This window comes from Sphaerisporangium fuscum, from assembly GCF_018531465.1.
GTDB lineage: Bacteria > Actinomycetota > Actinomycetes > Streptosporangiales > Streptosporangiaceae > Sphaerisporangium > Sphaerisporangium fuscum.
Genome location: NZ_JAHDTF010000018.1, coordinates 153,622 through 177,162, shown reverse-complemented (window position 1 = coordinate 177,162; position 23,541 = coordinate 153,622). Strand labels below are relative to the sequence as shown.

Genomic DNA, 23,541 nt, shown 5'->3' with positions numbered 1-23,541 from the left:
GTGGACGAATAAAGGCTGGTTGGAGAACGATGTCTGCCATGTCGGAAGTTGTCCCACTGCCATCGTTCGGCGAGGTGTTCTTCGACGCTCGCGGCCAGGAGCGCGTCCTACGGGTCACATGGCATGACGGCACGCTGGTCCTGAGCCTGTGGCGGGGCGAGATGTGCACCGCGAGTTTCCGCATGCCCATGGAGGACGTCGGGCGCCTGCTCGACACGCTGGACGAGGGGTACGCCGAGGCGGGTGGTGAGTACGCCGAGGGCGAGGACTACGACGACGGCGACGAGCACCACGATGACGTCGAGTATCCCGAGTACCCCGGCACGGGACAGTACGCCCGTCCCTCTCAGGTGCCCGAAGAGCAGGCCGAGTACCCCGACGTCATCCCCTACGCCGACGAGCAGCCCCGGTTCGCCCAGGGCCAGGCGGGGCCGCCGTACCCGCAGGAGCAGTACGCCCAGGAGCAGTACACCCAGGAGTCGTACCCGCAGGAGGAGACCATCGCCGCCCCGGTGCCGGCGCTCGGGCCCAACGACGTCCTGGTGGCACGCGGTACGGCGCCCGCGCCCGACAAGCTCGTGGCCTCCCAGCCCCGCCCCGCCGCCCCCTCCCCCCGGGGCGACCAGCCCGGCTATCCGGCGAACCCCGACTACCCCGCCCGGCCCGACTACCCGCCGCAGAACGACTACCCGGCGCAGGGCGACTACGGCACGCAGGGCGAGTACGCGACCCAGAAGGTCGACTTCCCGCCGCAGGGCGAGCCCCCGCGTGGCCAGGTGCCCCCGCAGGGGCACCAGCAGGCCAGGCCGGCGGGCCGTCCGTCCCGGGGGCGGCCGCCGGAGACCGGCCCGCAGCCGGTGCCCAGGCCGTCCGACTACGCCGCGCACCCCGACTACACCCCGCCCACCGGCTTCGCCTTCCCCGGCGACCAGGCCCCGCCCGCCGAGCAGCCCTCCCTCGGGGGCTACGGGGCGCAGGGCGACTACGCGACCCGCCCGCAGCGCGACCTCCCCCAGGCGGGCGAGTACGGCGGCACGAACGACTTCCCGCCCGCCGGCGAGTACGGCGGCGCCAAGGGCGGCTACGCCTCCCGGCCCGACTACCCGCCGGCCGCCCAGTACGGCGGCCCGAACGACTTCCCGCCGGCCGGCGACTACGGCGCGCAGGACGAGTACGGGCCCACCAGGGAGTTCGCCCCCCGGGGCGACTACAGCCGCCCGGCCGATCCCTTCGGGACCGCCGACTACTCCACGCCGCCTCTCGACTACTCCGCCCCGCCCGGCTACGGCTCCTCGCCCGACTACCCGCCGCCGTCGGAGTACGGCGCCACGGCCCGCTACCCGCACCCCCACCCGGACGCCGCGCCCCGCGCGGACGTCCCCGGGGCGGGACACCCCGGCCAGGGCCGTCCGGAGCCGGGACGCGGCGGACGTCGCGCGCCCCATCCGGACGCCGTGCCGGGCCACGGCGACCCTCTGCGCGGCCAGGACGCCGTGCCGAGGGAGAACCTCATCGTCAACGACTCCCTGCCCTACGGGCCGGGGGGCGACTCCGGGTACCGTCCTCAGGGCGACCCGTCCGGGTACGACTGGGGGCAGGCGGCCCCCGTCGACCCGGCGGACCCCCTGGGCCTCGGCGCCATGCCGCAGCCGCCCGCCGACCCCGCCGACGGCGGGCTCCCGCGCCCGTACGTCTCCGGTGACACCATGTACAGCACCGGGGAGCGGATGCGTCCCGAGGGCCGGCCCCGCACCGACGAGAACGGGCGCCCGTACCCGCAGGAGCCGGGCCGGGACTGGTGATCTCCTGAGGGCGGTGCGGCGGAGCAGGGGCATCGCCGCACCGCGCCTATCCTTGTGATCAATGGACATTTCGACCGCGCTCCAGCTCGTGCTGCTGCCGGCCGGGGCGGTCGCGGTGGCGGGACTGTCCCGGTGGCGGGGCTGGCCGGTGCCGCTGATGCTGGTGCTGGCGGGCCTGGTGGTCGGGCTGATCGCCCTGCGCATCCCCGGCATGCCGGCCTACCATCTCGACCCCGAGATCGTGCTGCTCGTCTTCCTGCCGCCGCTGCTGTACTCCGCGGCCCTGGACAGCTCCTACCTACGCCTGCGCGATGTGCGGCGGGCGGTGGGCCTGCTGTCGGTGGGCCTCGTGCTGTTCAGCGCGGGCGTGATCGGCCTGGTGGCGCACGCGCTGATCCCCGGCCTGCCGCTGGCCGCCGCGGTCGCGCTCGGCGCCATCGTCGCCCCTCCCGACGCGGTGGCGGCCGTCGCGGTCGCCCGCAGGCTGGGGCTGCCGCGCCGGATCATCACCATCCTGGTGGGCGAGAGCCTCTTCAACGACGCCACCGCCCTGACGGCCTACCGCGTCGCCGTGGCCGCCGTCGCGGGGGAGGGGATGAGCCGGGCCGGCACCGTCACGCAGTTCGCCTACGCCGCGGGGGAGTTCCTGTACGCCGCGGGCGGCGGCCTGGTCATCGGGTTCGTCCTGGCCCAGGCGTTCGGGTGGCTGATCGGACGGCTGCGGGACCCGCTGATCACCAACACCGTCTCGCTGCTGATCCCGTTCGTGTCCTACCTGGCGGCCGAGGCGGTGCACGCGTCCGGGGTGCTCTCGGTCGTGGTGGTGGGTCTCTTCCTCGGTCACCGGATGAACCGCGTCAACTACAGCACGCGCGTGGTGTCGTACTCGGTGTGGAAGGTCCTCGACTTCGTCCTGGAGATCGTGGTCTTCGTCCTCATCGGGCTGCAGCTCCCTCTGATCCTTCAGGGCCTGAGCGGGCAGAACCCCTGGCGCGTCGCCGGGTACGCGGCGGCGGTGTTCGCCGCCGCCGTGCTGGCCCGCGTCGTGTGGGTGATCCCCGGCACGTACCTGCCGCGGCTGCTGTTCCGCAGGATCCGGGAGCGCGAGCCCGCGGTGCGCGCCTCGCACGTGGCGGTGCTCGGCTGGGCGGGCATGCGCGGGGTGGTGTCGCTGGCGGCGGCCTTCGCCCTGCCTCCCGGCTTCCCCGACCGCGACCTGCTGCTGTTCCTGACCTTCGTCGTCGTGATCGGCACGCTGCTCGCGCAGGGGATGTCGTTCCCGTTCCTGATCAGGCGGCTCGGGGTCAACAGCGACCACGAGGTCTACAAGGACAACCTCACGGAGGCGGCGGCGCAGCAGGCGGCCGCGGGCGCCGCGATCGCCCGGCTCGACGAGCTCACCAAGGACGGCGTCCTGGAGACCCACGCCGAGGTCGTCGAACGGCTGCGCGACCTCGCCGAGCGCAGGGCGATGGGCGCCTGGGAGCGGCTCGGCGGCGGGGTCGGCCCCGGCGGCGAGGAGACCCCGAGCGCGCTGTACCGCAGGCTCCGCCGGGCGATGCTGGACGCCGAACGCGACGTGCTGGTCCGCATGCGCGACGAACGCCGCATCGACGACGAGGTCCTGCGCCGCGTCACCAGGGAACTGGACTACGAGGAGGCCACCCTGGCCCGCGACTGAGCCGGGGACGCCCCCGCCGGGCCTCAGTGCGCGATCTTGGCGAAGCCGACGACCTCGTCGACGTAGCACCAGAGCCAGGCCTCGCCGGCCTGGAACGAGCGCATCACCGGATGGCCGGTCTGCTTGTAGTGCTCGGTGGCGTGGCGCGCCGGAGAGGAGTCGCAGCATCCGACGTGCCCGCATTCGACGCACTTGCGGAGGTGGACGTAGCGGCGGCCCTCGGCGAGGCACCCCTCGCACCCGTCGGGCGTCCGCGGCTCCGCCTCCGTGTCGAAGTCCATGTGTTCGCAACCGCTCACCGGTCATCCCCCCTCGACGGTAGAGAGTAGTGGAGCCGGGACCTCGCTCACGCCGTGCGGCCCGGCGGTCTGCCCGCGTATCCCGCCCACGGCCGGGGCGGGGAGAAGTTGGCTAGTGTCCTTGGTATGCGATTCCTCCCCCTTGCCGCAGCCGCGGTGATCGGTCTCGGCGTGCTCACCACGGGGTGCAGCAGCGTCGACAAGGCCCAGTCCTGCATCGAGGCCAACAAGGTCATCAGCGAGACGGGCGCCAAGATCGCCAGCGTGGTCAACGACCCCAAGGCGATGGAGCAGGCCCTGAAGGACGGGGCCGACAAGCTGGAGAAGGTCGCCGACGAGGCGGGCAACACCACGCTCAACGAGGCCCTGCAGAAGCTCGCCGACAACTTCAAGAAGCTGAACGCCGACGACGCCGACCAGGCCGCCAGGACCGCCCAGAAGGTCGCGACCGACACCGCCCAGGCGATCAAGAGCATTGCCGAAGAATGCACCTGACGGGCATTAAAACCCGACATCTCTAGGGGAAATGGGCCTGAATTAGCCTCGTTTCATGGACATCGAGGGAAGGGAGCCGGACCCCCGGTTCACGCTCGCCAACGAGCGCACGTTTCTCACCTGGTTGAGCACCTCGCTCGGTCTGAGCGCCGGCGGGATCGCCATGGCGGCCGTGCCGCGGGAGATCTTCATCCCCTGGCTGCGCACCGGTCTGGCCGTCGTGCTGGTCGTGCTGTCCGCGCTCGCCGCCGCCCTGGCCTATCCCCGGTGGAGACAGGTCCAGAGGGCGCTGCGGCGGCGCGAACCGCTGCCTTCGCTGGCGCTCGCCCCCGTGTTCGGGTACGGCGTCGCGCTGGTGGCCGTACTGGCGCTCGTCCTGATCGTGATCGCCCGTTGACCACCGGCCCCGGCGAGGAGCACGGTGGCGGCTACGACGTCCCCGTCGGGCCGGGACTGCACAGCGAGCGCACCCTGCTGGCGTGGATCCGCACCGCGGCGCTGCTGGGCGCCGGAGGGATCGGCGCGGCCGGCGTCGCCGCCCGGCTGTCGTCGGGTGACGGCCTGGCGGCGGTCCCGTTCGTGCTGGCGTCCCTGTGCGGCGCCGTCCTGCTCGCCAGGAGCCGCCTTCGGTACCGTCGCGTCGAGCGGGCCGGCCGGGAGGGGCTGCCGCTGGACGACCGGGCCGACGCCGTCCTGGCCTGGCTGGGCGTGCTCGCCGTCGCGGCGGGCTCGCTGGTGTTCGTCCTGACGACCGTCTGAGGGTCAGCCGTCGGCGCCGAGGGAGATGGTCTCGGCGACCTCGTCGGCCCGTTCGGCCTCCTCGGCGGCGAAACGCTCGGCGTCGAGCCTGTCGGCGATCTCCTCGTCCTGCCTCATCAGGGCGTCGAGGTTCTGCCCGGCCATCTCGAGCACCCCCATGTCGGCGTACGCCTTCTGCAGCCGCTCGCTCCACAGGCCGATGTCCTTCACGCACGGCACGATGCGGCTGAACAGCAGGGAGCGGAACAGCTTGAGGTACTCCGACTCGTCGACGGCCTTCATGGCCTGCTCGACCTCGGCGGGCGCCAGGCCGAGGTTCTCCCACTGCTCGACGCCGCGCAGCCGGTCGCGCATGAGGTAGCAGCCCTCGATGACGAAGTCCTCGCGCTCGCGCAGCTCGGCCTGCGACAGCTGCTTGTAGTAGTCGCGCAGGGCCATCCGGCCGAAGGCGACGTGCCGGGCCTCGTCCTGCATGACGTAGGCGAGGATCTGCTTGGGCAGCGGCTTGGTGGTGATGTCGCGCATGACGCCGAAGGCCGCCAGGGCGAGGCCCTCGATGAGCACCTGCATGCCGAGGTAGGGCATGTCCCACCGGGAGTCGCTCAGCGTGTCGTCCAGCAGGGCCTTGAGATGCTTGTTGATCGGGTAGGCCAGGCCGACCTTCTCCTGGAGGAAGCGGGCGTACGTCTCGGCGTGCCGGGCCTCGTCCATCGTCTGGGTGGCGGCGTAGAACTTGGAGTCGAGATCGGGGACGGACTCGACGATGCGCGCCGAGCAGATCATCGCGCCCTGCTCACCGTGGAGGAACTGCGAGAACTGCCACGCGGCGCCGTGCCGCCTGACCTCCTTGCGCGTCTTCTCGTCCATCTTGTGCCACAGCGGCGTGTCGTAGATCGCGATGGACTGGTCGGGGATGCCGAGCACGTCGTAGGGGTCGACCTCGATCCCCCAGTCGATGCGCTTGACCGAGTCCCACTGCTTGTCCTTGCCCTTCTGGTAAAGGGCCAGCATGCGGTCACGGCCTTCGTCGTACTCCCACGTGAACCGGGAGGAGCCGGCCATCTCCACATCCCAGGTGGAGAGCTCGGCGGGGATCGTGTAGAGCTCGTGCGTCGACACTGGGGCCTCCGGAGGGACGTACACCGTACGTATCCCTTCGAGCCTGACACGTACGCTGTACGTACGTCAATGGATGAGGAGACAATGGCCGTATGACGCCCCTGACGCGCCCGCGGATCGTCGCCGCCGCCATCGACCTGATCGAGCGGGAGGGCGCCGACGCGATATCGATGCGGCGGATCGCGGCCGATCTCGGCGTCGGCGTCATGTCGCTGTACAACCACGTGCCCAACAAGGCGGCCCTGCTCGACGCGGTGGCCGAGACCGTGCTGTCGGAGATCGAGTTCACCGACGACCCGTCGGCGGAATGGACCGAGAGGGTGCGCATCCAGGCCCGCGCCTTCCGGCAGATCGCCCACCACTACCCGCGTTCCACCATGGTCGTGGTCAGCCGCCAGCTGAAGTCGACGGCGGGGCTGTTCCCGGTCGAGCGGGCCCTGTCCACGCTCCGCGAGGCCGGCTTCGGGGGAGAGGACGCCGTCCAGCTGCTGCGCACCTTCATCGCCTACGTCGTCGGGTCGCTGCTGCGCGAGGTCGGCGTCACGCCGACGTTCGCCCCCGTGCACCGCAACGACGTGCACCTGGCAGTGGTCGATCCCGCGCTGTTCCCCGAGGTCAGCGCCCTGGCTCCGCTGCTCGGGGTGTGCGACCACGAGCAGGCGTTCGAGTACGGGCTCGACATGCTGATCAAGGCGATGGCCGTCCGGCTGGAGGAGTCGAAGAGCGCGGCGAAGGCGGAGAAGGGAAGCGCCCGGGGGTGATCCCCGGGCGCCGGAGCGCGCCCTTCCCCGAGGGCGCTCCCACTTTCAGTACCAGTTGTGCGACTGCCAGTGCCCCCAGGCACCGCACGGCGAGCCGTAGCGGCCCTTGATGTAGTTCAGCCCCCACCGGATCTGGGTCGCCGGATTGACGCGCCAGTCGGGGCCGACCCCCACCATCTTGCGCGCGGGCAGCGCCTGCGGGATGCCGTAGGCCCCCGAGGAGGGGTTCTGCGCCCGGTGGTTCCAGTTGCTCTCCCGGGTCCACAGGCTGTCCAGGCACCGGAACTCGGTCACGGGCCAGGCCCGCTGGGTGACCAGGCGGTAGGCGATGGCCTTGTTCCTGCTCTTGGGCGTCTTCGGCGCCCAGACCCGCACGTGCGGGCGGGCCGAGGTCCGCCACACCCGCTGGTGCACCGGCAGCGCGGCCCTCTTCGCCGACACCGGCGCGGCGGCCTTGTGGGCCACCACCGCGCGAGCCGCCTTCTTCACGACGGCCAGGTGGGCCGCCTTCTTCACGATGGCCGGGTGGGCCGCTCTCTTCGCGACGGCCGGGTGGGCCGCCTTCTTGACCACGGCCGTGTGGGCCGTCCTCTTCGCGACGGCCGGGTGGGCCGCCTTCTTCGCCACGGCCGGGCGAGCGGCCTTCCCGGCCACGGCGTGCGCGGCGGTCTTCCGCGCCACGGCGTGCGCGGCCGGCTGCCGGGCCGCCTGCTCGCCCGCCTCGGCGCGGGCGGCGTCCGGCGCGAGGCGGCCTCTGGGCACCCCTGTCAGGCCTGCCCGCGTCCACAGCGGGAGGGTACGGCCGCCGGGTGCCGCCTGGAGGGCGGCCGGTCCCGTCCCGGCCTCCGGCGTCCCGGGCGCGGCCCGCCCGAGCAGGGCCGCCGTCACCCCGTGGAGACGGGCGAACGGGGCGCCGCCGACGCGGAACTCCGGAGCGCTCCCCGCCTTCGGGGCGATCCCCGCGTCCGCGGCCTTTGGGACGATGCCCGCGTCCGCGGCCTTCGGGGCGGCCGCGGTCCCGGTCGTCCCCGCCTCGGGCGCGGCCGCCTGCCTGACCTCCCCGGCCGCGGCGACCCCGGCGGCCGTGACGGCCCCGGTCCCCGCCGCCTTCGGCACCGTCCCCGCCTGCGGGACCTGCGGTGCGGACGCGGTCGCCATCGCGAGGTCCTGCGACGTGGCGGCGGTCTTCCCCGCGGCGGTCGTCTCCACGGTCGTCGCGGTCCCCTCGACCGTGGCCTTCTCCCCGCCGGTGGCGGACTGCGCGTCCGCGCCCGGCCGGGCCGGTGCGATCTCCTGCGACGCCTGGGCGGCGCTGCCCGCGGAGCCGGCCGCGTCCGACGTGCCGGACACGTCGGTGATGGCGTCGGCCGTCCCCTCCCCTCCGGAGAGGGCGTGTGCCGCGCCCGCCGTCCCGTTCAGGGCGACGGCGGCGATGACGGCCGCGACTGCGCCATGAAAAGCGCGTTTACTGTCCAAATCGGTCCTATTCATCGGGTCGCGTGCGGAAAGGCGGCCGAAAAGACGGACGCCCCCGCCGCGCGCCAGTGGCTCGGGCGCGCGGCGTCCGCGTGGCCGTTCCGGAATCGGTTGAAGACATCGCTGTCCTCCGGACGGCGCCGCGACGGGCTCTAGGGCGGTTTCTAGTAGGCGGCGCGCCGGTGGCCCGCCTTTCGCGACACGCGTGGGACAGTTGTTTGCGATCTTGCCGTGAGATCTCTGCCGTCTCGCGGGGGCCGGTTGGCGGGCGTCGTGCCGGAGATGATCGCGCCGTGATCCAGAAATGCCGGACGTTTGAGGTTTGCGGCCGTGTCGGCCGCCGATACAGGACCGATGTCGCATCTCGTCCGGCGTGCCGCGTCACACCGGGCGTCTGATTAGGGTGTCTTCATGAGTCTTCGCGATATTCAGGTGCGCACGCTCGCCGACGCGCCCAGCACGTTCGGAGAGGTCGTCGGCGGCAGGGCCGCCCTCGTGGTCAACGTTGCGTCCAAGTGCGGGCTGACCCCGCAGTACGCCGGCCTGGTCCGCCTCCAGGAGCGGTACGGCGACAAGGGCTTCACGGTGGTGGGCGTGCCGTGCAACCAGTTCGCCGGGCAGGAGCCCGGATCGGCGGAGGAGATCCAGCAGTTCTGCGCCACCAACTACGGCGCCGACTTCCCGCTGCTGGAGAAGACCGAGGTGAACGGCGAGAACCGCCACCCGCTGTACGCGGCCCTGGCGCAGGCCCAGGACGCCGAGGGTGAGGCCGGCGACATCCAGTGGAACTTCGAGAAGTTCCTGCTGGACCGGGAGGGCAACGTCGTGGCGCGGTTCCGCCCGCGCACCGAGCCCGAGGACCCCGCCGTCGTGGAGGCCATCGAGAAGGTGGTCGGCTGAAAGGCTAGCGGCGCGGCCCGCAACTGCCCCTGACGACCAGTTCGGTGGGGAGCGTGACGGTCCGCGCCCGGCGCGTCTCGCGCAGCACCAGCTCGGCGGCGCGGTACCCCATGTCGCGGGCCGGCTGCGACACGACCGTGAGCGGGGGAGAGCACAACTCCGCCCACGGGACGTCGTCGAACATGATCAACGAGACGTCGCGCGGCAGGCGCAGGTCGAGCTCCCGGGCGGCGAGGACGGCGGCCTCGCCGAGGATGTTGCTCCCGGCCAGCACGGCGGTGAGGTCGGGGCGGTGCTGGAAGAGGCCGGAGGCCGCCGCGTACGCCGAGTCGCGGGTCGCGCGCGCGTGCACGATCAGCTCCTCGTCGACCGCCACCCCGAGCGAGCCGAGCGCCTCCCGGAAGGCGCGCACGCGCCGGGCCTGGCCGTGCCGGGCGAGGAAGGCGATGCGCCGGTGCCCGAGCCCGGCGAGGTACTCGACGGCGGTGCGCACCCCGGAGCGGTCGTCGGCGACCACGGCGGGCGCGCCGTCGCCGCCCTGGACGGGACGCTCGGCGAAGACCACGCCGAGCCCGGCCCGGAACGCCGGCCCCCACATCTCGCCGTCGCCGGAGGGCACCGCGATCACCCGCTCCACGCTCTCCTCGATGAGCGAGCCGATCAGCTCGGCCTCGCGCTCGGGGTCGTCGGCGGTGACGCCGACCATCACCGGCTCGCCGGCCGAGCGCGCGCAGTCGAGGACCCCGTCGGCGAGCCGGGCGTAGAAGGTGTCGGTGATGTCGGGGACCAGCAGGCCGATGCCGCCGGTGCGCTGCCGGCGGAGGTTCCTGCCGAGGGCGCTCGGCCGGTAGTCGAGCCTGGCGGCAGCGGCCAGCACCTTCTCCCTGGTCGCGGGGCTGGCCGATCCCGTCCCGGACAGCACGCGCGACACGGTCGCGACCCCGACCTCCGCCGCCTCGGCCACGTCCTTGATCGTCGTACGGCGCTGCCCGCTCACCATCATGGAAACGATTCCATCATGGATTCCATCCGGAGGCCAGTGTCAGGAGGGCATCCGAAGAGTCTGAGAAGCCTATATTCCGGAAGGGCTTGACACGGATGTCCGCTTCAGATGAGATTCGTGAAAACGTATCCACCTCCGGCGGCACCCGGACGCACGAAGGACTGTCATGGCATCAATCGTTCTGCGCAACGTCGACAAGATCTATGCCGGCGGTGTGAAGGCTGTGAACGGCCTCAACCTCGACATCAAGGACGGCGAGTTCATGGTGCTCGTCGGCCCGTCCGGATGCGGCAAGTCGACGGCGCTGCGCATGGTCGCCGGCCTGGAGGACATCAGCGGCGGCGAGATCATCATCGGCGACCGGGTGGTCAACCACCTGCCGCCGAAGGACCGCGACATCGCGATGGTCTTCCAGAACTACGCCCTCTACCCGCACATGACGGTCGAGGAGAACCTCGCGTTCGGCCTCAAGCTCCGCAAGATGCCCAAGGCCGACATCGCCAAGCGCGTGCAGGAGGCCGCCAAGATGCTCGGCCTCGAGCAGTACCTCAAGCGCAAGCCGGCCGCCCTGTCCGGTGGTCAGCGCCAGCGTGTGGCGATGGGCCGCGCCATCGTCCGCGAGCCGCAGGCCTTCCTGATGGACGAGCCGCTGTCCAACCTCGACGCCAAGCTCCGCGTCTCGATGCGCGCCTCGCTCAACACCCTGCACGAGCGCCTCGGTGTCACCACCGTCTACGTCACCCACGACCAGGTCGAGGCCATGACCCTGGGCGACCGCGTCTGCGTGCTCCGCGACGGTCTGCTGCAGCAGGTCGACACCCCGCAGAACCTCTTCGACAACCCGGTCAACCTCTTCGTCGCCGGCTTCATGGGCTCGCCGTCGATGAACTTCGTCAACGCCGAGCTCGTCCGCGACGACGGCGGCGCCGCCGTGGCCTTCGCCGGCTACAAGCTGCCGGTGCCGGAGTCCACCTTCGCCGAGAAGCCGGGCCTCGACGCCTACCTCGGCAAGAAGATCATCCTCGGTGTCCGTCCCTCCGACTTCGAGGACGCCACCGCCGCCAACGGCCACTCCGCCGGCTGGGCCCGCATCCCCACCCGCGCCGAGGTCACCGAGGAGCTGGGCAGCGAGATCAACGTCCTGTTCCTCATCGACGCCCCGCCGGTCGAGCACAAGGACACCGTGGCCGCGCAGGACACCGGTGACGACGAAGAGGCGGCGCTGCCGCTGGTCGGCGACAAGTCGCTGTGGACGGCCCGCGTCAACGCCCGCAGCCACGTCCGCCCCGGCCAGAACATCGAGCTCGTGGTCGACACCCAGAACCTCCACTTCTTCGACTCCGACAGCGGTCTGGCCATCGGCCACCCCGCCAACGTCGGCAACTGACCCCGTCACACCGCCGCCTCGTTCTGGGCGGCATCCGGCGAGCCGGTGGATATCCGGTTCGCCGGAAAGTGTGTGATTAGGGCTGGAAGCTCAGCCAAGAATATGACTTCTCGATAAAGCTCCCCCTCCGAGATAAAAGCCCCCGCCGTGCACCCCTCCCACGGCGGGGGCTTTCCATTGTTCAAAATCCGTATGCGATGTTTCGGTAAAGGGCATGCGCCAGGCGGCGGCTCATCTGTCGCAAGCGGATATAACGGGTGCGTCGACATGTCGCTCGGCTGCCGGGCGATTTTTCTCATGGCCCGAATCGAGGCCCACGGGGAGTCCTGAATGCCTGGAAAATACACGATACCTGTTATTCTCGCGGCCACCGTCGCCGGTGGGGCCGGGGCCGGTCTCATAGGCGCCTCCGCCGCGGCGGCGGGCGGGCACGCGCCGCCGGTCGTCCCTCACGCGCAGCCCGTCGTCACGTTCACGACCTATCCGCCCGTCCCGCCGGACCACGAGCGGCCGACCAGGCCCACCCTCACTCTCACCGACCCCGGTTGCGGGGTGAGCCAGCTGACGTGGACGGCGTCGACGGACAACATCGGTGTGACGCAGTACGAGATCTGGTCCGGGGTGCCGTTCAGGCTCATCGCGACGGTCCAGGGGAACGTGCTCACCTACACCGATCATCACAGCCCGGACGTGACGACGTTCTACTTCGTGAGGGCCAGGGACGCCGCGGGGAACGTGTCGGTGTCGAGCAACATCGTCGTCAGCCCCAGGAGCAACTGCGGGCACACCGCCAAGCCCACCATCACGATCACGGGGACCATCGTCCCGACCATCACGGTCACCCCGACGGTCACGGTGACCCCGACGGTCACGGTGACCCCGACGGTCACGGTCACCCCGAAGCCGACGCGGACCGCCACCCACGAGCCGTTCGAGCACGAGGAGGACGACTTCCGCAACGACCGGAACCGGCACCACAGGGCTGAGGAGGACGACTTCGGGCGGCACCACAACAACGACGAGATCATCCAGGGTGGCAAGGTCATCCGCTGGGAGGAGGACGCCGACCGCCACCACGGCGGCGGAGGCGGCGGTGACTGGAGCGTCAGCGAGCACGGTCACGGCGGCCCCGGTGAGCACGGCGAGGAACACGGTCCGAAGGTCGGCGGCGGCGAGTTCGGCGGCAAGCACGCCGCGCGGCAGCTGCCGTTCACCGGCGCGCCCGTCGCGACGGTGGCGGGCATCGGCGGGGGCCTGCTGGTGGCCGGCCTCGCGGGAATCCTGATCTCCGTGCGGCGCCGTCGATCCACCAGTGCCCGTTAGAAGGCGTCGCCGGGCGATCACGACCGCGTCGCTGGTCCTGACCGCCGCGCTGGTCTCGGCAGGAGGGTGGTCCGCGCACCTCGGCATGAGTGCGCGTGACCACCTTCAGGCCACCAGGGACGAGCTTTCACATCTGCGCGCTCTGGTGAGCGCGCGTGACACCGGCCGCATCGCCTCCACGCTGGAAAGCGCACGGTGGCATGCGGCCGAGGCGCGTCGCCTGACCGGCGGCCCCGACTGGGGCCTGCTCACCCACCTGCCGGTGGCGGGCCCGGGCGCGACGACCGTGCGGGCGCTGGCGGACAGCGCCGCGGAGCTCACCGACGTGCTGGCCGGCGTGCGGCGGGCCGGCATGGAGGTGATGATCGGACGGGACGACTCCCCGGACGACGCGCGGCGGCTGCTGGCCGACATGCGGCAGGCCGCCCCCGAGCTCGACGGCGCCGTCGCCCGCCTCGGGCGGGCGCGCTCGCGCCTGGCGGCCACCCCGCCGCATACCCGCTTCGCGGTGGTCGACCAGGCGCGCACCACGGCCCTGACGGAGTTCGACCGGCTGGAGGAGTGGCTCGGCGGCGCGGCGGACGCCGCGGCCCTGCTGCCCCCGATGCTCGGGATCGACGGCCCCCGCCGCCTCTTCCTCGCCTTCCAGACCAACGCCGAGGCCCGGGGGACCGGTGGCCTGGTGGGCGCGTTCGGCATCCTGGAGACCGACCACGGCAAGGTCCGGGTCACGCGGCTCGCCGCCAACAACGAGATCGATGCCGGTCCCCCTGGCCGGACGGTTCAGCGCAGGAGCGGCGGGCCGAGCGCCGGGAGGATCCTGTCGGTGTCGAACCTGTCCCCGCACTTCCCCTACGCCGCCTCCACCTGGACCGACCTCTGGAAACGCCAGACCGGGCGGCGTCTGGACGGCGCCATCGCCCTCGATCCGGTGGGCCTGTCGTACCTGCTCGGCCTGACCGGACCCGTCACCCTCCCCGGAGGCGAGCACGTGACGGCGGCGAACGTCGTCGACCTCACCGAACGCGTCGCCTACGCCCGCTACACCGACCCCGTGGCCCGCAAGAGGTACCTGATCCGGATCGCCAGGGCCGTCAGCGGCGCCCTGCCGGAGAGCTTCACCCGGCCGTCCCGGGTGCTGCCCGTCCTGAAGGCCATGATCGAGGACCGCCGGATCCAGGTGTGGAGCCGCCACGCCGCCGAGGAGCGGCGCCTGGCCCGGACGCCCGTCGGGGGCGTACTGCCGGAGGAGCCGGGGCCGTACGCGCAGCTGGTGGTCAACAACTCCGCGGGCGGGAAGCTCGACTACTACCTCGACCGCTCTCTGGACTACGAGCTCGGCCCCTGCCGGGCCGGTTCGCGCGTGAGCAAGGTGCGGATCGGGCTGAGCAACAACGTTCCCGACGGCACCCTGCCCGGCTACGTCACCTCACGGCTCGACTCGCCCGGCCGTCCGCACGTCGCGGGCTCCAACCTCCTGTGGGTGTCCCTGTACGCGAGTGTCGGCGCCAAGCTGACGGGGGTACGCCTCGACGGGCAGCCGTTCTCGGTCTCCACCCGGTCCGAGCGGTCCCATCCCGTCTACTCCCTTCTTCTCGAGCTCGCTCCCAAGCAAAGCAGGACCCTGGAGCTCGATCTGCTGGAGCCGGTCTCCGACCGGCCGCCGGTGGTCCCTGTGCAGCCGCTGGCCCGCTCCCAGCGGACCCGGATACAGACGGATCCGCGGGGCTGCGCGCCGTGATCCGCTCCCAGGGCGGCCACGAGTGATCGGCAGGGGACGTTAAAGCGCGGTGCGTCGTGAACGGCGCCCGCCCCGGGACGAAATACTCTGCCGCCATGAGACAGGCGCGGCCACTGGAGGACGGACGCCGTTTCCGCATCCTGTTCGTCTGCACGGGCAACATCTGCCGCTCGCCCATCGCCGAGCGGTTCCTGTGCCGCGCGCTCGGGCCGGGGTCGGCGGTCGTCGTGGGCAGCGCGGGCACCCAGGCCGTGGAGGGGGCGCCGATGAGCCCCCATTCGGTGCGGGTGCTGACGAGGATGGGAGCCGACGCGGAGGGGTTCGCGGCACGGCCGCTCACCACGCGGATGCTGGTGGAGGCCGACCTCGTCCTCACCGCCACCGGCACGCACCGGGCCCAGGTGGTGTCGCGGTACCCGCAGGCTTCGCGGCGGGTCTTCACGATCGTGGAGTTCGGCCTCCTGTCGGAGGCCGTGATCAGCCGGGCCAGCTCGGCCTCGGCCGTGTTCCGTCACCGGGACCCGGTACGGCGAGCCCACGCGCTCGTCGAGGAGGCGCGTGGGCGGCGCGGGCTCGTCCAGGTGGAGGATCCCGATGTGCCGGATCCGTTCCGGCGCTCCGCGTGGGCCTACCGGAGGGCCGCCCGGCGGATCGCCGGCGCTCTGTGGGCGCCGGCCACGCTGCTCACCGGAACCGTCACACCCCCACCTCGGCCGATGGCCGGCCGCTGGTGACGGTCTCGTACCCGTACCCCTGCTCGTAGCCGTAGGTGCGCGCCACCTTGGTCGGCACGAAGTTCAGCACCGTGCCGACCAGGCGGGCGTTGACCGACGCCAGCATCTCCGTCGCGCGGGCGATGTGCTCCGAGCGTGTCCGCCCGTAGCGCGCGACCAGCAGCGTGCCCTCGCAGATGGCTGCCAGGGCGGCCGCGTCGGTGACGGCGAGCAGCGGCGGGGCGTCCATGATGACCATGTCGTACTCGGACCTGAGCCTGGCGAGCAGCGTGCGCATCTCCTGCGAGGCGAGGATCTCACTGGGGTTCGGCGGGATCTTGCCGCTGGTGAGCACCGAGAGCGAGGACGGACCCCACGTCTGCGTCACCTCCTCCAGCTTCGCGCTGCCGATCAGCACGTCGGTCAGGCCCGCCGACCGTTCGAGGCCCAGGTAGTCGGCGAGCTGGGGACGGCGCAGGTCGGCCTCCACCGCCAGCACCCGCCAGCCGGCCTGGGCCAGCACGATCGCGAGGTTGGCGGCGGTGGAGGACTTGCCGTCCCCCTCCTGGCCACTGGTGACGACCAGCGAGCGCGGCTGACGGTCGATTCCGATGAACTGCAGGTTGGTGCGGATCGACCGGAACGCCTCGGCCCTGGTGGACCGGCCGCCCTCCCGGATCACCAGGGGATACTGCCGCGCGTCCTTCTCGAAGCCGATCACACCGATGGTGGGGCTCTTCGACACCTGGTGCAGCACTTCGCTCGTCTTGATCGTCGTGTCCAGCCGATCGCGCAGGACGAACGACGAGAAGGCGATGATCAGGCCGATGAGGACCGCGACGACGATGTTGACCAGCGGCCGCGGGCTGACCGGCCGGTCGGGGACGGTCGCCGGGTCCACCACCGTGACCTTCACGGTGGAGCGGCTCGAGTGTGGGGGGCGTTCCAGCTCGTCGATCAGCCGTGAGAACGTGGTGCCCAGCTTGTTGGCCAGTAGCGCCGCCCGCCGCGGGTCGCCGTCCGTCACCGTGGCCCTGAGCAGCGTGGTCAGCGGGAGGGCCTCCGCCTTGATGTTCGCCTGGACGCGCCCTATCTCGTCGCCCTGGGCGATCCGGCCGACCACTCGGCGGCTGGACAGCAGGTTGGCGTAGGACTGCACTCTCTGCTGTGAGAGCGCCCCCGCCTGGATGGCGGTGGTGAGACTGCCCTCCTTGTCCTGGCCGGACACGAGCATGGTGATCGTCGCCTGGTACTTGGGCGGCGTCTTGGCGGTCACGATGAGCGCGATGCCCACCGAGAGAAGGACCGCCAGCACGGTGAGGGCCCAGTTCCGGCGCACGAGCCGGAGGTAGTAGATCGGGTCCACCTGGTCATAGCCTTTCGCTGATGCCGATCGGAGGTTCGAGGGACCGGCCGGGTTCGGGGAGCTGGGCCTTCTGCAGCACGGCGATGAGCACGATCGCCGCGGTGACGGTCGCGACCGTCGTGACGAGGGGCGATGTGAAGTGCAGTGCCATCGCCAGGTTGAGCGCGCCGGACAGGCACGCCGCGCCGGCGAGCGCGAGGGCGCTGAGCCGCACGCTGAAGCCGAACGAGTGGAGACGGTGCGACAGGTGGTCGGTGCCGCCGCGCAGCAGCGGGCGGCCGGCCCTCGCCCGGGACAGCAGGACCACTCCGGTGTCGACGGTGGCGACGAAGGTGGGCAGGAGCAGGCTCGCGATGATGGCGTCGGTGCCCCGGCTCGCCGTCAGCAGGGCGGTCGAGCAGGCGATGACGAACCCGATGAAGAGCGAGCCCGAGTCGCCCATGAACACCTTGGCGGGCGACCAGTTGTAGGGCAGGAAGCCCAGGCTGGCGTAGCAGAGCGTGGCCAGCAGCAGGCCGACCGCCTGCCTGCCGTCGGCGAAGGCGGTCGCGGAGAGCAGGGCCGCGCCTCCCATGGTGATGGCCCCGAGGGCCCCGTCCACGTTGTCGAGCAGGTTGAACGAGTTGGTGATCACGACGATCCAGAGGATCGTGAGAGGCGCGTCCACCCATCCGCCCGTCAGCGGGACGCGGACGCCGCTCAGCACGACGCCGGTCGCCGCGACCGACTCGACGCCGAGCCGGGTGAGGGGGGACAGGGGCGCGACGTCGTCGATCAGGCCGAGCAGGGACACCGCCACGGCTCCGCACACGATCACGGTGATCGTGTGGTCGCGCAGGCCGAACCAGGCGATCGCGGGGACGACGGTGCCGAGCATGATCGCGATGCCGCCCAGGTAGGGTACCGCCCGGGCGTGCGCCTTGTGCCCGCCCGGCCGGTCGACGAGGCCCCAGCGCCTCGCGAGCCGCCCGAGCGGCCCGGTGGCCGCCGCGCTGAACAGGAAACCGGTCAGCCCGACGAGGAGGATCGTCGAGGCGCTCATCCCAGTGACACCGTCGCCTCGTCGCGGGCTTCGGCGATGGTCTGCTCCAGGATGTCGAGGAGAGAGCGCCGCGGCGTCCATCCGGTGAGGGCGTGCAGCTTGGAGGTGTCGGGGACGCGGCGCGCCATGTCCTCGAAGCCGGCCACGTACGCCTCGGCGTACGGGATGTGCTCGATGCCGCTCGTCGTCCCGGTCAGGTCGATGATCATCTTGGCCAGTTCCAGGATGCTGATCTCGTTGGAGGAGCCGACGTTGAAGGTCTGGCCGACCGCGTCCTCGCGGTCGAGCAGGATCAGAAGGGCCTGGACGACGTCGGCGACGTGCGCGAAGCAGCGCGTCTGCGTGCCGTCGCCGAAGACGGTGAGCGGGCTGCCGCCGAGCGCCTGCCTGATGAGCCGGGGGATGACCATCCCGTAGGCCGGGCTCTGACGGGGGCCGACGGTGTTGAACAGCCGCACGATGACGGTCGGCAGGTGGCGTTCCTTGTGGTAGGCGTTCGCCAGGATCTCGTCGACGGCCTTGGCCGTGCTGTAGGCCCACCTGACGACGGCCGGGCTGCCGAGGATGCGCTCGGCGGTCTCGGAGAGCGGTCCGCTGGCGTTCTTCCCGTAGATCTCGCTGGTGCTGGTGATCAGGATCTTGCGCCGGTAGCGGTGCGCCGCCTCGATGACGATCTCGGAGCCGCGGATGTTGGTCGTCAGCGACCGCAGCGGGTGCTCGACGATCAGCTTGACGCCGACCGCCGCGGCGAGGTGCACGACGACGTCGCACCGATGGACCAGCTCGTCCACGATCAGCTCGTCGAGCACCGAGCCCTGGACGAACTGGAGGCGCGGGTGGTCGGTGACGTGCGCGATGTTGGCCAGGCGGCCGGTCGACAGGTTGTCCAGGATGATGACGGAATCGCCGCGGGCGAGCAGGGAGTCGGTCAGGTGGGACCCGATGAATCCGCTTCCGCCGGTTATGAGATAGGTCTTCCTTGCCGGATCGTTCACGGCTTCTCCTTCGGACGTTTGAGGACATGCGTGGTGAAGGGGGTGGCGGTCGTCGGTCATCGGATGCTCGCGTTGGTCTCCAGGCTCTGAGGGGAATGCGGGAGGCCCTCGAACCAGGCCACCGTCCGGCGAAGCCCCTCCTCCAGCGGCACGGCGCGCAGCCCGGGGAACAGCTCCAGCAACAGGCGCGGCGCGCACCTGGAGTCGTGGATGTCGCCCTGGCGCGGCGGGAGGAAGTCGGCCTCGACGGGACGCCCGAGCACGCTCGCGAGCGCCTCCTTCAGCTCCAGAAGGGAGACGCGGGTGCCGAACGCGAGATTGACGGGCGTGCGGCTGGTCACTCGGCGGGCGGCCGCCTCGACGAGGATGCGCGCCAGGGACCCGACATAGGTGAAGTCGCGGGCCTGGGTGCCGTCGCCGTAGATCGGGACCGGCCGGCCCTCCAGGGCCGCCGACACGAACGCCGGGACGACCGCCGCGTAGGCGTGGTCGGCCGGCTGGAGCGGCCCGTACACGTTGAAGAAGCGGAAGGCCAGGACCGGCAGGCCGAAGCTCTCGGCGTAGGCCAGCGTGTAGCCCTCGGCGGCGAGCTTGCCGGCTCCGTACGGGCTCAGCGGCCGGGCCGGCAGTTCCTCGTGCTTGTGCGTCTCCGGGCTGTTGCCGTACACCGACGACGACGAGGCGAGGATCAGGTGCGGCAGGCTCCGGCGGCACGCCTCCAGGACGTGGAGGGTGCCGGTGGCGTTGACCGCGTGCGAGGTCAGCGGGTCCTTCAGCGAGCGGGGCACCGACGGGACGGCCGCCAGGTGGACGACCGTCGTGGCGCCGGCGACGAGCTCGTTCACCAGTTCCTGGTCCAGGACGCTGCCACGCACGAAGTCGAGGTCGAGCCCGTCGAGGTTGGCCGGGTCGCCGCTGCTCAGGTCGTCCAGCACCGTGACGCGCTCGACCTGCGGACGGCCGGCGAGGACGCGGCACAGGTTCGCGCCGATGAACCCGGCACCGCCGGTCACCAGGACTCTCATCCGTTCACCTCCATGACTTCGTGCGACGGCAGACGCGGGGCCGTGCGCGCCGCCGCGCGGTACAGGGCCTCGGTGTCGGAGACCAGGCGCTCCACGGGGAAGGCGGAGGTGGTCCACCGGCGGGCGGCCTCGCCCATCTCCCGGGCCAGGGCGGGGTCGCGGAGCAGCCGCACCACGTGCCGGGCCAGCTCGGCGGGGTCACGGCCGGCGAGCAGGCCGGTCCGGCCGTCCAGCACGACCTCGGCGACGCTGCCCACCCGGGTGGCCACGGCCGGGGTCCCCGCCATCCCGGCCTCGATGAGGGTGAGCGGTGTGCCCTCGTTGTCCGAGGTGAGCAGCACCACGTCGGCGGCGGAGTAGATCGTCTCGGTGTCGCTCCGCCAGCCGGTCAGCAGTAGCGAGCCGGGCAGCCGCGCCGCGGCCGCCTCGAGCTCCTCGCGGAGCTCGCCGCCCCCGCAGACCACGAACCGGCAGCCGGGGACGTGACGGAGCACGGCCTGGGCGGTGGCCACCAGCCGGTCGGGACGCTTCACCTGCGTCAGCCGTCCGACGTAGGCCACGACCGGCGTGTCCATCGGAAGGCCGAGGTCCTGCCGGGCCGCCTCGCGGCCCGGCACCGGGCCGATGCGCACGCCCGGGGGGATCACGGTGTACTGACCGGGCCGGCCGATCCCCGCCGCGAGCAGGTCGTCGCGGACCCGTTCCCCGACGGTCACCAGCCGGTCGCAGACCCGCGCGAGGAGACGCTCGGAGCACACGTACGCCGTGCGCTTGGCCCCGGTGAAGTAACCGTCCAGGAGATGCCCGTGGAAGGTGTGCACCCGGGCCGAGCCGACGCCCGCGAGGCGGGAGGCCAGGCGGCCGACGGCGCCGGCCTTGGCCGTCCGGGTGTGCACGACGTGCGGCCGGAACCGGCGCATCTCGGCGACGAGGTGCGCGAGCGCGCGTAGGTCGTCGGCCGGCCGGACCGAGCGTGCGAGTCCCGGCACCGGGTGCACCCGTGCCTCGCCGACGCGGGACTCCCGGCCGTCCCTGATGAGCGGGCCGCCCAGCCGGAGATGGTCCGCCTCGTCTCCCTCGGTGTGCCCGGCGTAGAGGCGGTGGTCGAACTCATCCCGGTCGAGCCGCTCGACAACCCCCGAGATCTGAGTCGCCGGGCCCCCGACGTTCAACCGGGCGATTATTTCCATGACTCGAATCCGGCTGTCTGGATTCACAGCAGCTCCTTGACGTGGGCCTGGTCACGCCGAAGAAACTAGCTCGCCGTTTTTCGGTTCATCGGTACCGTCGCGGTCCGCTCGGAAGTGTTTCCGTATTCGCTACTCGCTCATGGCCGGAGTGTGGTCCGGTGCATGGCTGATCGGCCTGACCTGGCCTCTTCACCGGCGATCCCGGATTTGTCCGAAGTGATATCAGGCATGACGCGGTCGGCCGTTCAGGTGGAACACGCCCATTCGGAGGACGTTGTTCTGGGCCCTCGTCATATGGGCGTTCCGGGCCGGTTCCATCGCTTCAGGGGATATCCGGAGGGAAATCGTGCACCGGGCGGTCGCCTGTCGAACGGCACGGTGGCGGGAAAGAGTGCGCATGGAACGGGTCATCGTCGCGTCAGATGCGGGCGCTGCGATGATCTGCCAGGTCTTCGGACGTTAGCGTCGTCCGGAGTGCCCAGCCTCAGGCAGGGATCTTTTGCCGGTCGTTGCGGCGTCGTCACCAGATCGTCGGGGGTTCGCGTGGAATTGTTGGTCGTCGTCGCGGCCGTGGCGGCGCTCGCCTTCGTCGTACGCGTGAGCCTCGACGCGCCGGTGGCGCGACGGGTCTTCCCGGTGCTGATGCTCGCGCTCGCCGTCCGCCTGGTCGTCCACGTGGTCCTGCAGCGCGGGGCCCTGATCGGGTACGGCGGCGACAACCTGTGGTACGAGCTTTGGGCCGTGGACATCGCCGACCAGTGGAAGCTGGACGGTTTCTCCTACGTCACCGCCGACAGCGCCGGGCGGCCCTTCTCGGTGGCGCTGCCCAGCAACCTCCTGGCCGTCATCGTCTACCTCTGCGGCGGCCCGGCGCCGGTGGCCTGCACCGCCTTCGTCGGCCTGCTCGCCTGCGTGCTGTGCGTGATCATGTACAGGTTCGCCCGCCTGGTCGGCGCGGACGACCGGGCCGCCTTCCGGTTGCTGGTCGTGCTGGCGTTCATGCCCGCCTTCCTGCTGCACACCTCCGACACCTTCAAGGACGGCTTCAACGCGCTGTTCGTGGTGGCGTCCCTGTACGTCGGCGTCTCGCTCGTCAGGCGCTTCACCTTCGCCAAACTGCTCGTGCTGGTCCCTCTGCTGTGGGCGCTGTGGAACGTGCGCCCCTACATGACGTTCCTGTGCCTGCTGCCGCTCGCCGTCGGGATCATCGCGCCGAAGCGGGTGATCTCGCTGCGCACGCTGTTCGCCGTCACCGTGGCCGCCGTCCTGCTCGCCTTCATGCCGGAGGTGGTCGTGGACAACGGGCCCGTCGAGATGATGCGGGAGCAGATGGACTACGCCCAGTCGCAGGCCGTGCAGAGGGCCAACTCCACGCCCCGCGTCTGGTGGCGGCAAGGTTCGGGCGTCCAGTTCGACGACGGCGGGAACACCTGGAACTCTCTCGGTCCCCGGCTGGTCTACACGGTCCTGTCCCCGTTCCCGTGGACGCCGGGGGGCTTCGCCCTGCAGTTCAGCAAGATCGACACATGCCTGTGGTACCTCCTGCTGGCCGCCGCCGTGGTCGGCGCCCGCCGGCTGTGGCGCAGGGAGCGTGGCGCCGTGCTGGTCCTTCTGCTGTTCGTCGTCCCGGCCACGGTCGCCTACGCCACCACCATGTCCAACATGGGCTTGATCTTCCGCCAGCGGATCCCCGTGGTCATGGTGACGAGCCTGCTGTCCGCGGTCGCCTGGACGAGGAGTTCCCCCGGCGAACCCGATCCCGTGGACACGCCGCCGGACGCCCTTCCCGAGCCGGAGGAGGCGCCGCGCCGCGCGGTCCTGACGTGACCCGCCTCCAGGCCAACGACAGGGCGCGGGTCACGCTCGGTGACCCGCGCCCGTACCGCACGGCTTTCCGGAGCAGTGCCTTCCGCCTGCCCGGTCGATGGGGGGCTTACGAGCTGCCGACCCCGATCCAGTTGACATACCACTTGTCGATCATGGCCATCGCGGGCTTCAGAGGTCCGTTGTCGACCCAGCGCAAATAGACGTCGAACCCCGCCGGGCCGGCGTTGTAGATGGTGTTCGTGCCCGAGAGCACCCACTGCCTGCCGGTGCCGCCGACGGAGATGGTGTAGACCGGGGTCCCCGAGAAGTGGGCGGAACTGGTGTCGACGTGGATGGAAAGCCCGTTGTCCTTGTAGGGCTCCCAGCCCACCCCGGGTACCGTGCTGCCCGCCGCGACGAGCTGGGCCGCCCTCACCGCCGGCGGCTTGCCGGCCGGGCCCTGGTCGGCGTACGCGGCGGTGCCCGTCGCCAGCGTGCCGCCGAACGCCAGGGCGCAGACGGCGAGGGTCGTGGACCTCATCAAGGACATGCGTTCCTCCTTGGGTAAAGAGTCCCGGCGGGCATGACCTCGGGGCGACGCCGCGCGGTGCGACGGCGTCGGTCACGGCCTCCGAAAATAGAGATCATTGTCACTGAT

The 23,541-nt window shown here is 71.4% G+C and carries 21 protein-coding genes and 1 pseudogene; 12 read left to right on the top strand and 10 right to left on the bottom strand.

Annotated elements, in window-relative coordinates:
• Positions 1–38: 38 nt before the first annotated feature.
• Together KIK05_RS23190 and KIK05_RS23185 are read left to right on the top strand one after the other, a co-directional pair.
• Positions 39–1,802: a hypothetical protein gene (locus tag KIK05_RS23190; protein ID WP_214412896.1), complete on the top strand. Its 1,764-nt coding sequence runs from the start codon at positions 39–41 to the stop codon at positions 1,800–1,802.
• 61 nt (positions 1,803–1,863) lie between these two features.
• Positions 1,864–3,483 carry a Na+/H+ antiporter gene (locus tag KIK05_RS23185; RefSeq protein ID WP_214412895.1) on the top strand — a complete coding sequence of 540 codons (1,620 nt, stop codon included), beginning with the start codon at positions 1,864–1,866 and terminating at the stop codon, positions 3,481–3,483.
• A 23-nt stretch (positions 3,484–3,506) separates the two neighbouring features.
• Here the strand turns inward: KIK05_RS23185 and KIK05_RS23180 are convergent, their stop codons facing one another.
• Positions 3,507–3,764: a UBP-type zinc finger domain-containing protein gene (locus KIK05_RS23180; protein WP_250563274.1), complete on the bottom strand. Its 258-nt coding sequence runs from the start codon at positions 3,762–3,764 to the stop codon at positions 3,507–3,509.
• Between the two features lie 144 nt (positions 3,765–3,908).
• On the opposite strand from KIK05_RS23180, the gene KIK05_RS23175 reads away from it, so the two are divergent.
• From KIK05_RS23175 to KIK05_RS23165, 3 genes are read left to right on the top strand one after another with little or no spacing between them, the layout of a single operon-like run.
• Positions 3,909–4,277 carry a DUF8711 family protein gene (locus KIK05_RS23175; protein ID WP_214412893.1) on the top strand — a complete coding sequence of 123 codons (369 nt, stop codon included), beginning with the start codon at positions 3,909–3,911 and terminating at the stop codon, positions 4,275–4,277.
• 55 nt (positions 4,278–4,332) lie between these two features.
• A complete protein-coding gene (locus KIK05_RS23170; RefSeq protein WP_214412892.1) occupies positions 4,333–4,674 on the top strand; it encodes a YidH family protein in 342 nt (113 codons plus the stop codon).
• Positions 4,671–5,036 carry a DUF202 domain-containing protein gene (locus KIK05_RS23165; RefSeq protein ID WP_214412891.1) on the top strand — a complete coding sequence of 122 codons (366 nt, stop codon included), beginning with the start codon at positions 4,671–4,673 and terminating at the stop codon, positions 5,034–5,036. The genes KIK05_RS23170 and KIK05_RS23165 overlap by 4 nt, the downstream gene beginning before the upstream one ends.
• A gap of 3 nt (positions 5,037–5,039) precedes the next feature.
• Here the strand turns inward: KIK05_RS23165 and KIK05_RS23160 are convergent, their stop codons facing one another.
• On the bottom strand, positions 5,040–6,155 hold the full coding sequence (locus tag KIK05_RS23160; protein WP_214412890.1) for a ferritin-like domain-containing protein: 1,116 nt from the start codon (positions 6,153–6,155) through the stop codon (positions 5,040–5,042).
• 92 nt (positions 6,156–6,247) lie between these two features.
• Between KIK05_RS23160 and KIK05_RS23155 the strand changes: the two genes are divergently transcribed.
• On the top strand, positions 6,248–6,916 hold the full coding sequence (locus KIK05_RS23155) for a TetR/AcrR family transcriptional regulator C-terminal domain-containing protein (RefSeq protein ID WP_214412889.1): 669 nt from the start codon (positions 6,248–6,250) through the stop codon (positions 6,914–6,916).
• Positions 6,917–6,961: 45 nt separating this feature from the next.
• Here the strand turns inward: KIK05_RS23155 and KIK05_RS49710 are convergent.
• Positions 6,962–7,252 (bottom strand): annotated as a pseudogene (locus KIK05_RS49710) (aggregation-promoting factor C-terminal-like domain-containing protein); the annotation flags it as partial.
• 1,551 nt (positions 7,253–8,803) lie between these two features.
• Between KIK05_RS49710 and KIK05_RS23145 the strand changes: the two are divergent.
• A complete protein-coding gene (locus tag KIK05_RS23145) occupies positions 8,804–9,292 on the top strand; it encodes a glutathione peroxidase (protein WP_214412888.1) in 489 nt (162 codons plus the stop codon).
• A gap of 4 nt (positions 9,293–9,296) precedes the next feature.
• Here KIK05_RS23145 and KIK05_RS23140 read toward each other — a convergent pair whose 3' ends face one another.
• A complete protein-coding gene (locus tag KIK05_RS23140; RefSeq protein ID WP_250563273.1) occupies positions 9,297–10,295 on the bottom strand; it encodes a LacI family DNA-binding transcriptional regulator in 999 nt (332 codons plus the stop codon).
• Positions 10,296–10,461: 166 nt separating this feature from the next.
• Here KIK05_RS23140 and KIK05_RS23135 point away from each other — a divergent pair, with 166 nt between their 5' ends.
• The 4 genes from KIK05_RS23135 to KIK05_RS23120 all read left to right on the top strand — a co-directional run bounded on the left by KIK05_RS23135 (position 10,462) and on the right by KIK05_RS23120 (position 15,480).
• The gene (locus tag KIK05_RS23135; RefSeq protein WP_214412887.1) at positions 10,462–11,682 is read left to right on the top strand and encodes an ABC transporter ATP-binding protein; all 1,221 of its coding nucleotides are present in this window, start codon (positions 10,462–10,464) and stop codon (positions 11,680–11,682) included.
• A gap of 330 nt (positions 11,683–12,012) precedes the next feature.
• Positions 12,013–13,005 (top strand): hypothetical protein, encoded by a 993-nt coding sequence (locus KIK05_RS23130; RefSeq protein WP_214412886.1) that lies wholly within the window; start codon positions 12,013–12,015, stop codon positions 13,003–13,005.
• Positions 12,995–14,746, top strand: a complete 1,752-nt coding sequence (locus tag KIK05_RS48970; RefSeq protein ID WP_214412885.1) for a DUF4012 domain-containing protein — start codon at positions 12,995–12,997, stop codon at positions 14,744–14,746. Before KIK05_RS23130 ends, KIK05_RS48970 begins: the two co-directional genes overlap by 11 nt.
• Before the next feature lie 95 nt (positions 14,747–14,841).
• On the top strand, positions 14,842–15,480 hold the full coding sequence (locus tag KIK05_RS23120; protein ID WP_214412884.1) for an arsenate reductase/protein-tyrosine-phosphatase family protein: 639 nt from the start codon (positions 14,842–14,844) through the stop codon (positions 15,478–15,480).
• On the opposite strand, the gene KIK05_RS48965 is transcribed toward KIK05_RS23120, so the two are convergent.
• From KIK05_RS48965 to KIK05_RS23095, 5 genes are read right to left on the bottom strand one after another with little or no spacing between them, the layout of a single operon-like run.
• A complete protein-coding gene (locus tag KIK05_RS48965) occupies positions 15,443–16,825 on the bottom strand; it encodes a tyrosine-protein kinase domain-containing protein (RefSeq protein WP_214412883.1) in 1,383 nt (460 codons plus the stop codon). The genes KIK05_RS23120 and KIK05_RS48965 overlap by 38 nt on opposite strands.
• Positions 16,826–16,829: 4 nt before the next feature.
• The gene (locus tag KIK05_RS23110) at positions 16,830–17,867 is read right to left on the bottom strand and encodes a glycosyltransferase family 4 protein (protein WP_214412882.1); all 1,038 of its coding nucleotides are present in this window, start codon (positions 17,865–17,867) and stop codon (positions 16,830–16,832) included.
• Positions 17,864–18,862, bottom strand: a complete 999-nt coding sequence (locus KIK05_RS23105; protein WP_308250073.1) for a GDP-mannose 4,6-dehydratase — start codon at positions 18,860–18,862, stop codon at positions 17,864–17,866. The genes KIK05_RS23110 and KIK05_RS23105 overlap by 4 nt, the downstream gene beginning before the upstream one ends.
• A gap of 56 nt (positions 18,863–18,918) precedes the next feature.
• Positions 18,919–19,887, bottom strand: coding sequence for an NAD-dependent epimerase/dehydratase family protein (locus tag KIK05_RS23100; RefSeq protein ID WP_214412880.1), 969 nt, complete (start codon positions 19,885–19,887; stop codon positions 18,919–18,921).
• Positions 19,884–21,059, bottom strand: coding sequence for a glycosyltransferase (locus KIK05_RS23095; RefSeq protein WP_250563272.1), 1,176 nt, complete (start codon positions 21,057–21,059; stop codon positions 19,884–19,886). The genes KIK05_RS23100 and KIK05_RS23095 overlap by 4 nt, the downstream gene beginning before the upstream one ends.
• Before the next feature lie 561 nt (positions 21,060–21,620).
• On the opposite strand from KIK05_RS23095, the gene KIK05_RS23090 reads away from it, so the two are divergent.
• A complete protein-coding gene (locus tag KIK05_RS23090) occupies positions 21,621–22,904 on the top strand; it encodes a hypothetical protein (RefSeq protein ID WP_214412878.1) in 1,284 nt (427 codons plus the stop codon).
• A 106-nt stretch (positions 22,905–23,010) separates the two neighbouring features.
• Here the strand turns inward: KIK05_RS23090 and KIK05_RS23085 are convergent, their stop codons facing one another.
• A complete protein-coding gene (locus KIK05_RS23085; RefSeq protein ID WP_214412877.1) occupies positions 23,011–23,433 on the bottom strand; it encodes a hypothetical protein in 423 nt (140 codons plus the stop codon).
• Between the last annotated feature and the right edge of the window lie 108 nt (positions 23,434–23,541).

Excerpts from the sequence above, each read along its gene's own strand:
- KIK05_RS23190 (WP_214412896.1), top strand. The coding sequence starts at position 39 with ATGTCGGAAGTTGTCCCACTGCCATCGTTCGGCGAGGTGTTCTTCGAC.
- KIK05_RS23185 (WP_214412895.1), top strand. The coding sequence starts at position 1,864 with ATGGACATTTCGACCGCGCTCCAGCTCGTGCTGCTGCCGGCCGGGGCG.
- KIK05_RS23180 (WP_250563274.1), bottom strand. The coding sequence starts at position 3,764 with ATGGACTTCGACACGGAGGCGGAGCCGCGGACGCCCGACGGGTGCGAG.
- KIK05_RS23175 (WP_214412893.1), top strand. The coding sequence starts at position 3,909 with ATGCGATTCCTCCCCCTTGCCGCAGCCGCGGTGATCGGTCTCGGCGTG.
- KIK05_RS23170 (WP_214412892.1), top strand. The coding sequence starts at position 4,333 with ATGGACATCGAGGGAAGGGAGCCGGACCCCCGGTTCACGCTCGCCAAC.
- KIK05_RS23155 (WP_214412889.1), top strand. The coding sequence starts at position 6,248 with ATGACGCCCCTGACGCGCCCGCGGATCGTCGCCGCCGCCATCGACCTG.
- KIK05_RS23145 (WP_214412888.1), top strand. The coding sequence starts at position 8,804 with ATGAGTCTTCGCGATATTCAGGTGCGCACGCTCGCCGACGCGCCCAGC.
- KIK05_RS23140 (WP_250563273.1), bottom strand. The coding sequence starts at position 10,295 with ATGATGGTGAGCGGGCAGCGCCGTACGACGATCAAGGACGTGGCCGAG.
- KIK05_RS23135 (WP_214412887.1), top strand. The coding sequence starts at position 10,462 with ATGGCATCAATCGTTCTGCGCAACGTCGACAAGATCTATGCCGGCGGT.
- KIK05_RS23130 (WP_214412886.1), top strand. The coding sequence starts at position 12,013 with ATGCCTGGAAAATACACGATACCTGTTATTCTCGCGGCCACCGTCGCC.
- KIK05_RS23120 (WP_214412884.1), top strand. The coding sequence starts at position 14,842 with ATGAGACAGGCGCGGCCACTGGAGGACGGACGCCGTTTCCGCATCCTG.
- KIK05_RS23110 (WP_214412882.1), bottom strand. The coding sequence starts at position 17,867 with ATGAGCGCCTCGACGATCCTCCTCGTCGGGCTGACCGGTTTCCTGTTC.
- KIK05_RS23100 (WP_214412880.1), bottom strand. The coding sequence starts at position 19,887 with ATGAGAGTCCTGGTGACCGGCGGTGCCGGGTTCATCGGCGCGAACCTG.
- KIK05_RS23085 (WP_214412877.1), bottom strand. The coding sequence starts at position 23,433 with ATGTCCTTGATGAGGTCCACGACCCTCGCCGTCTGCGCCCTGGCGTTC.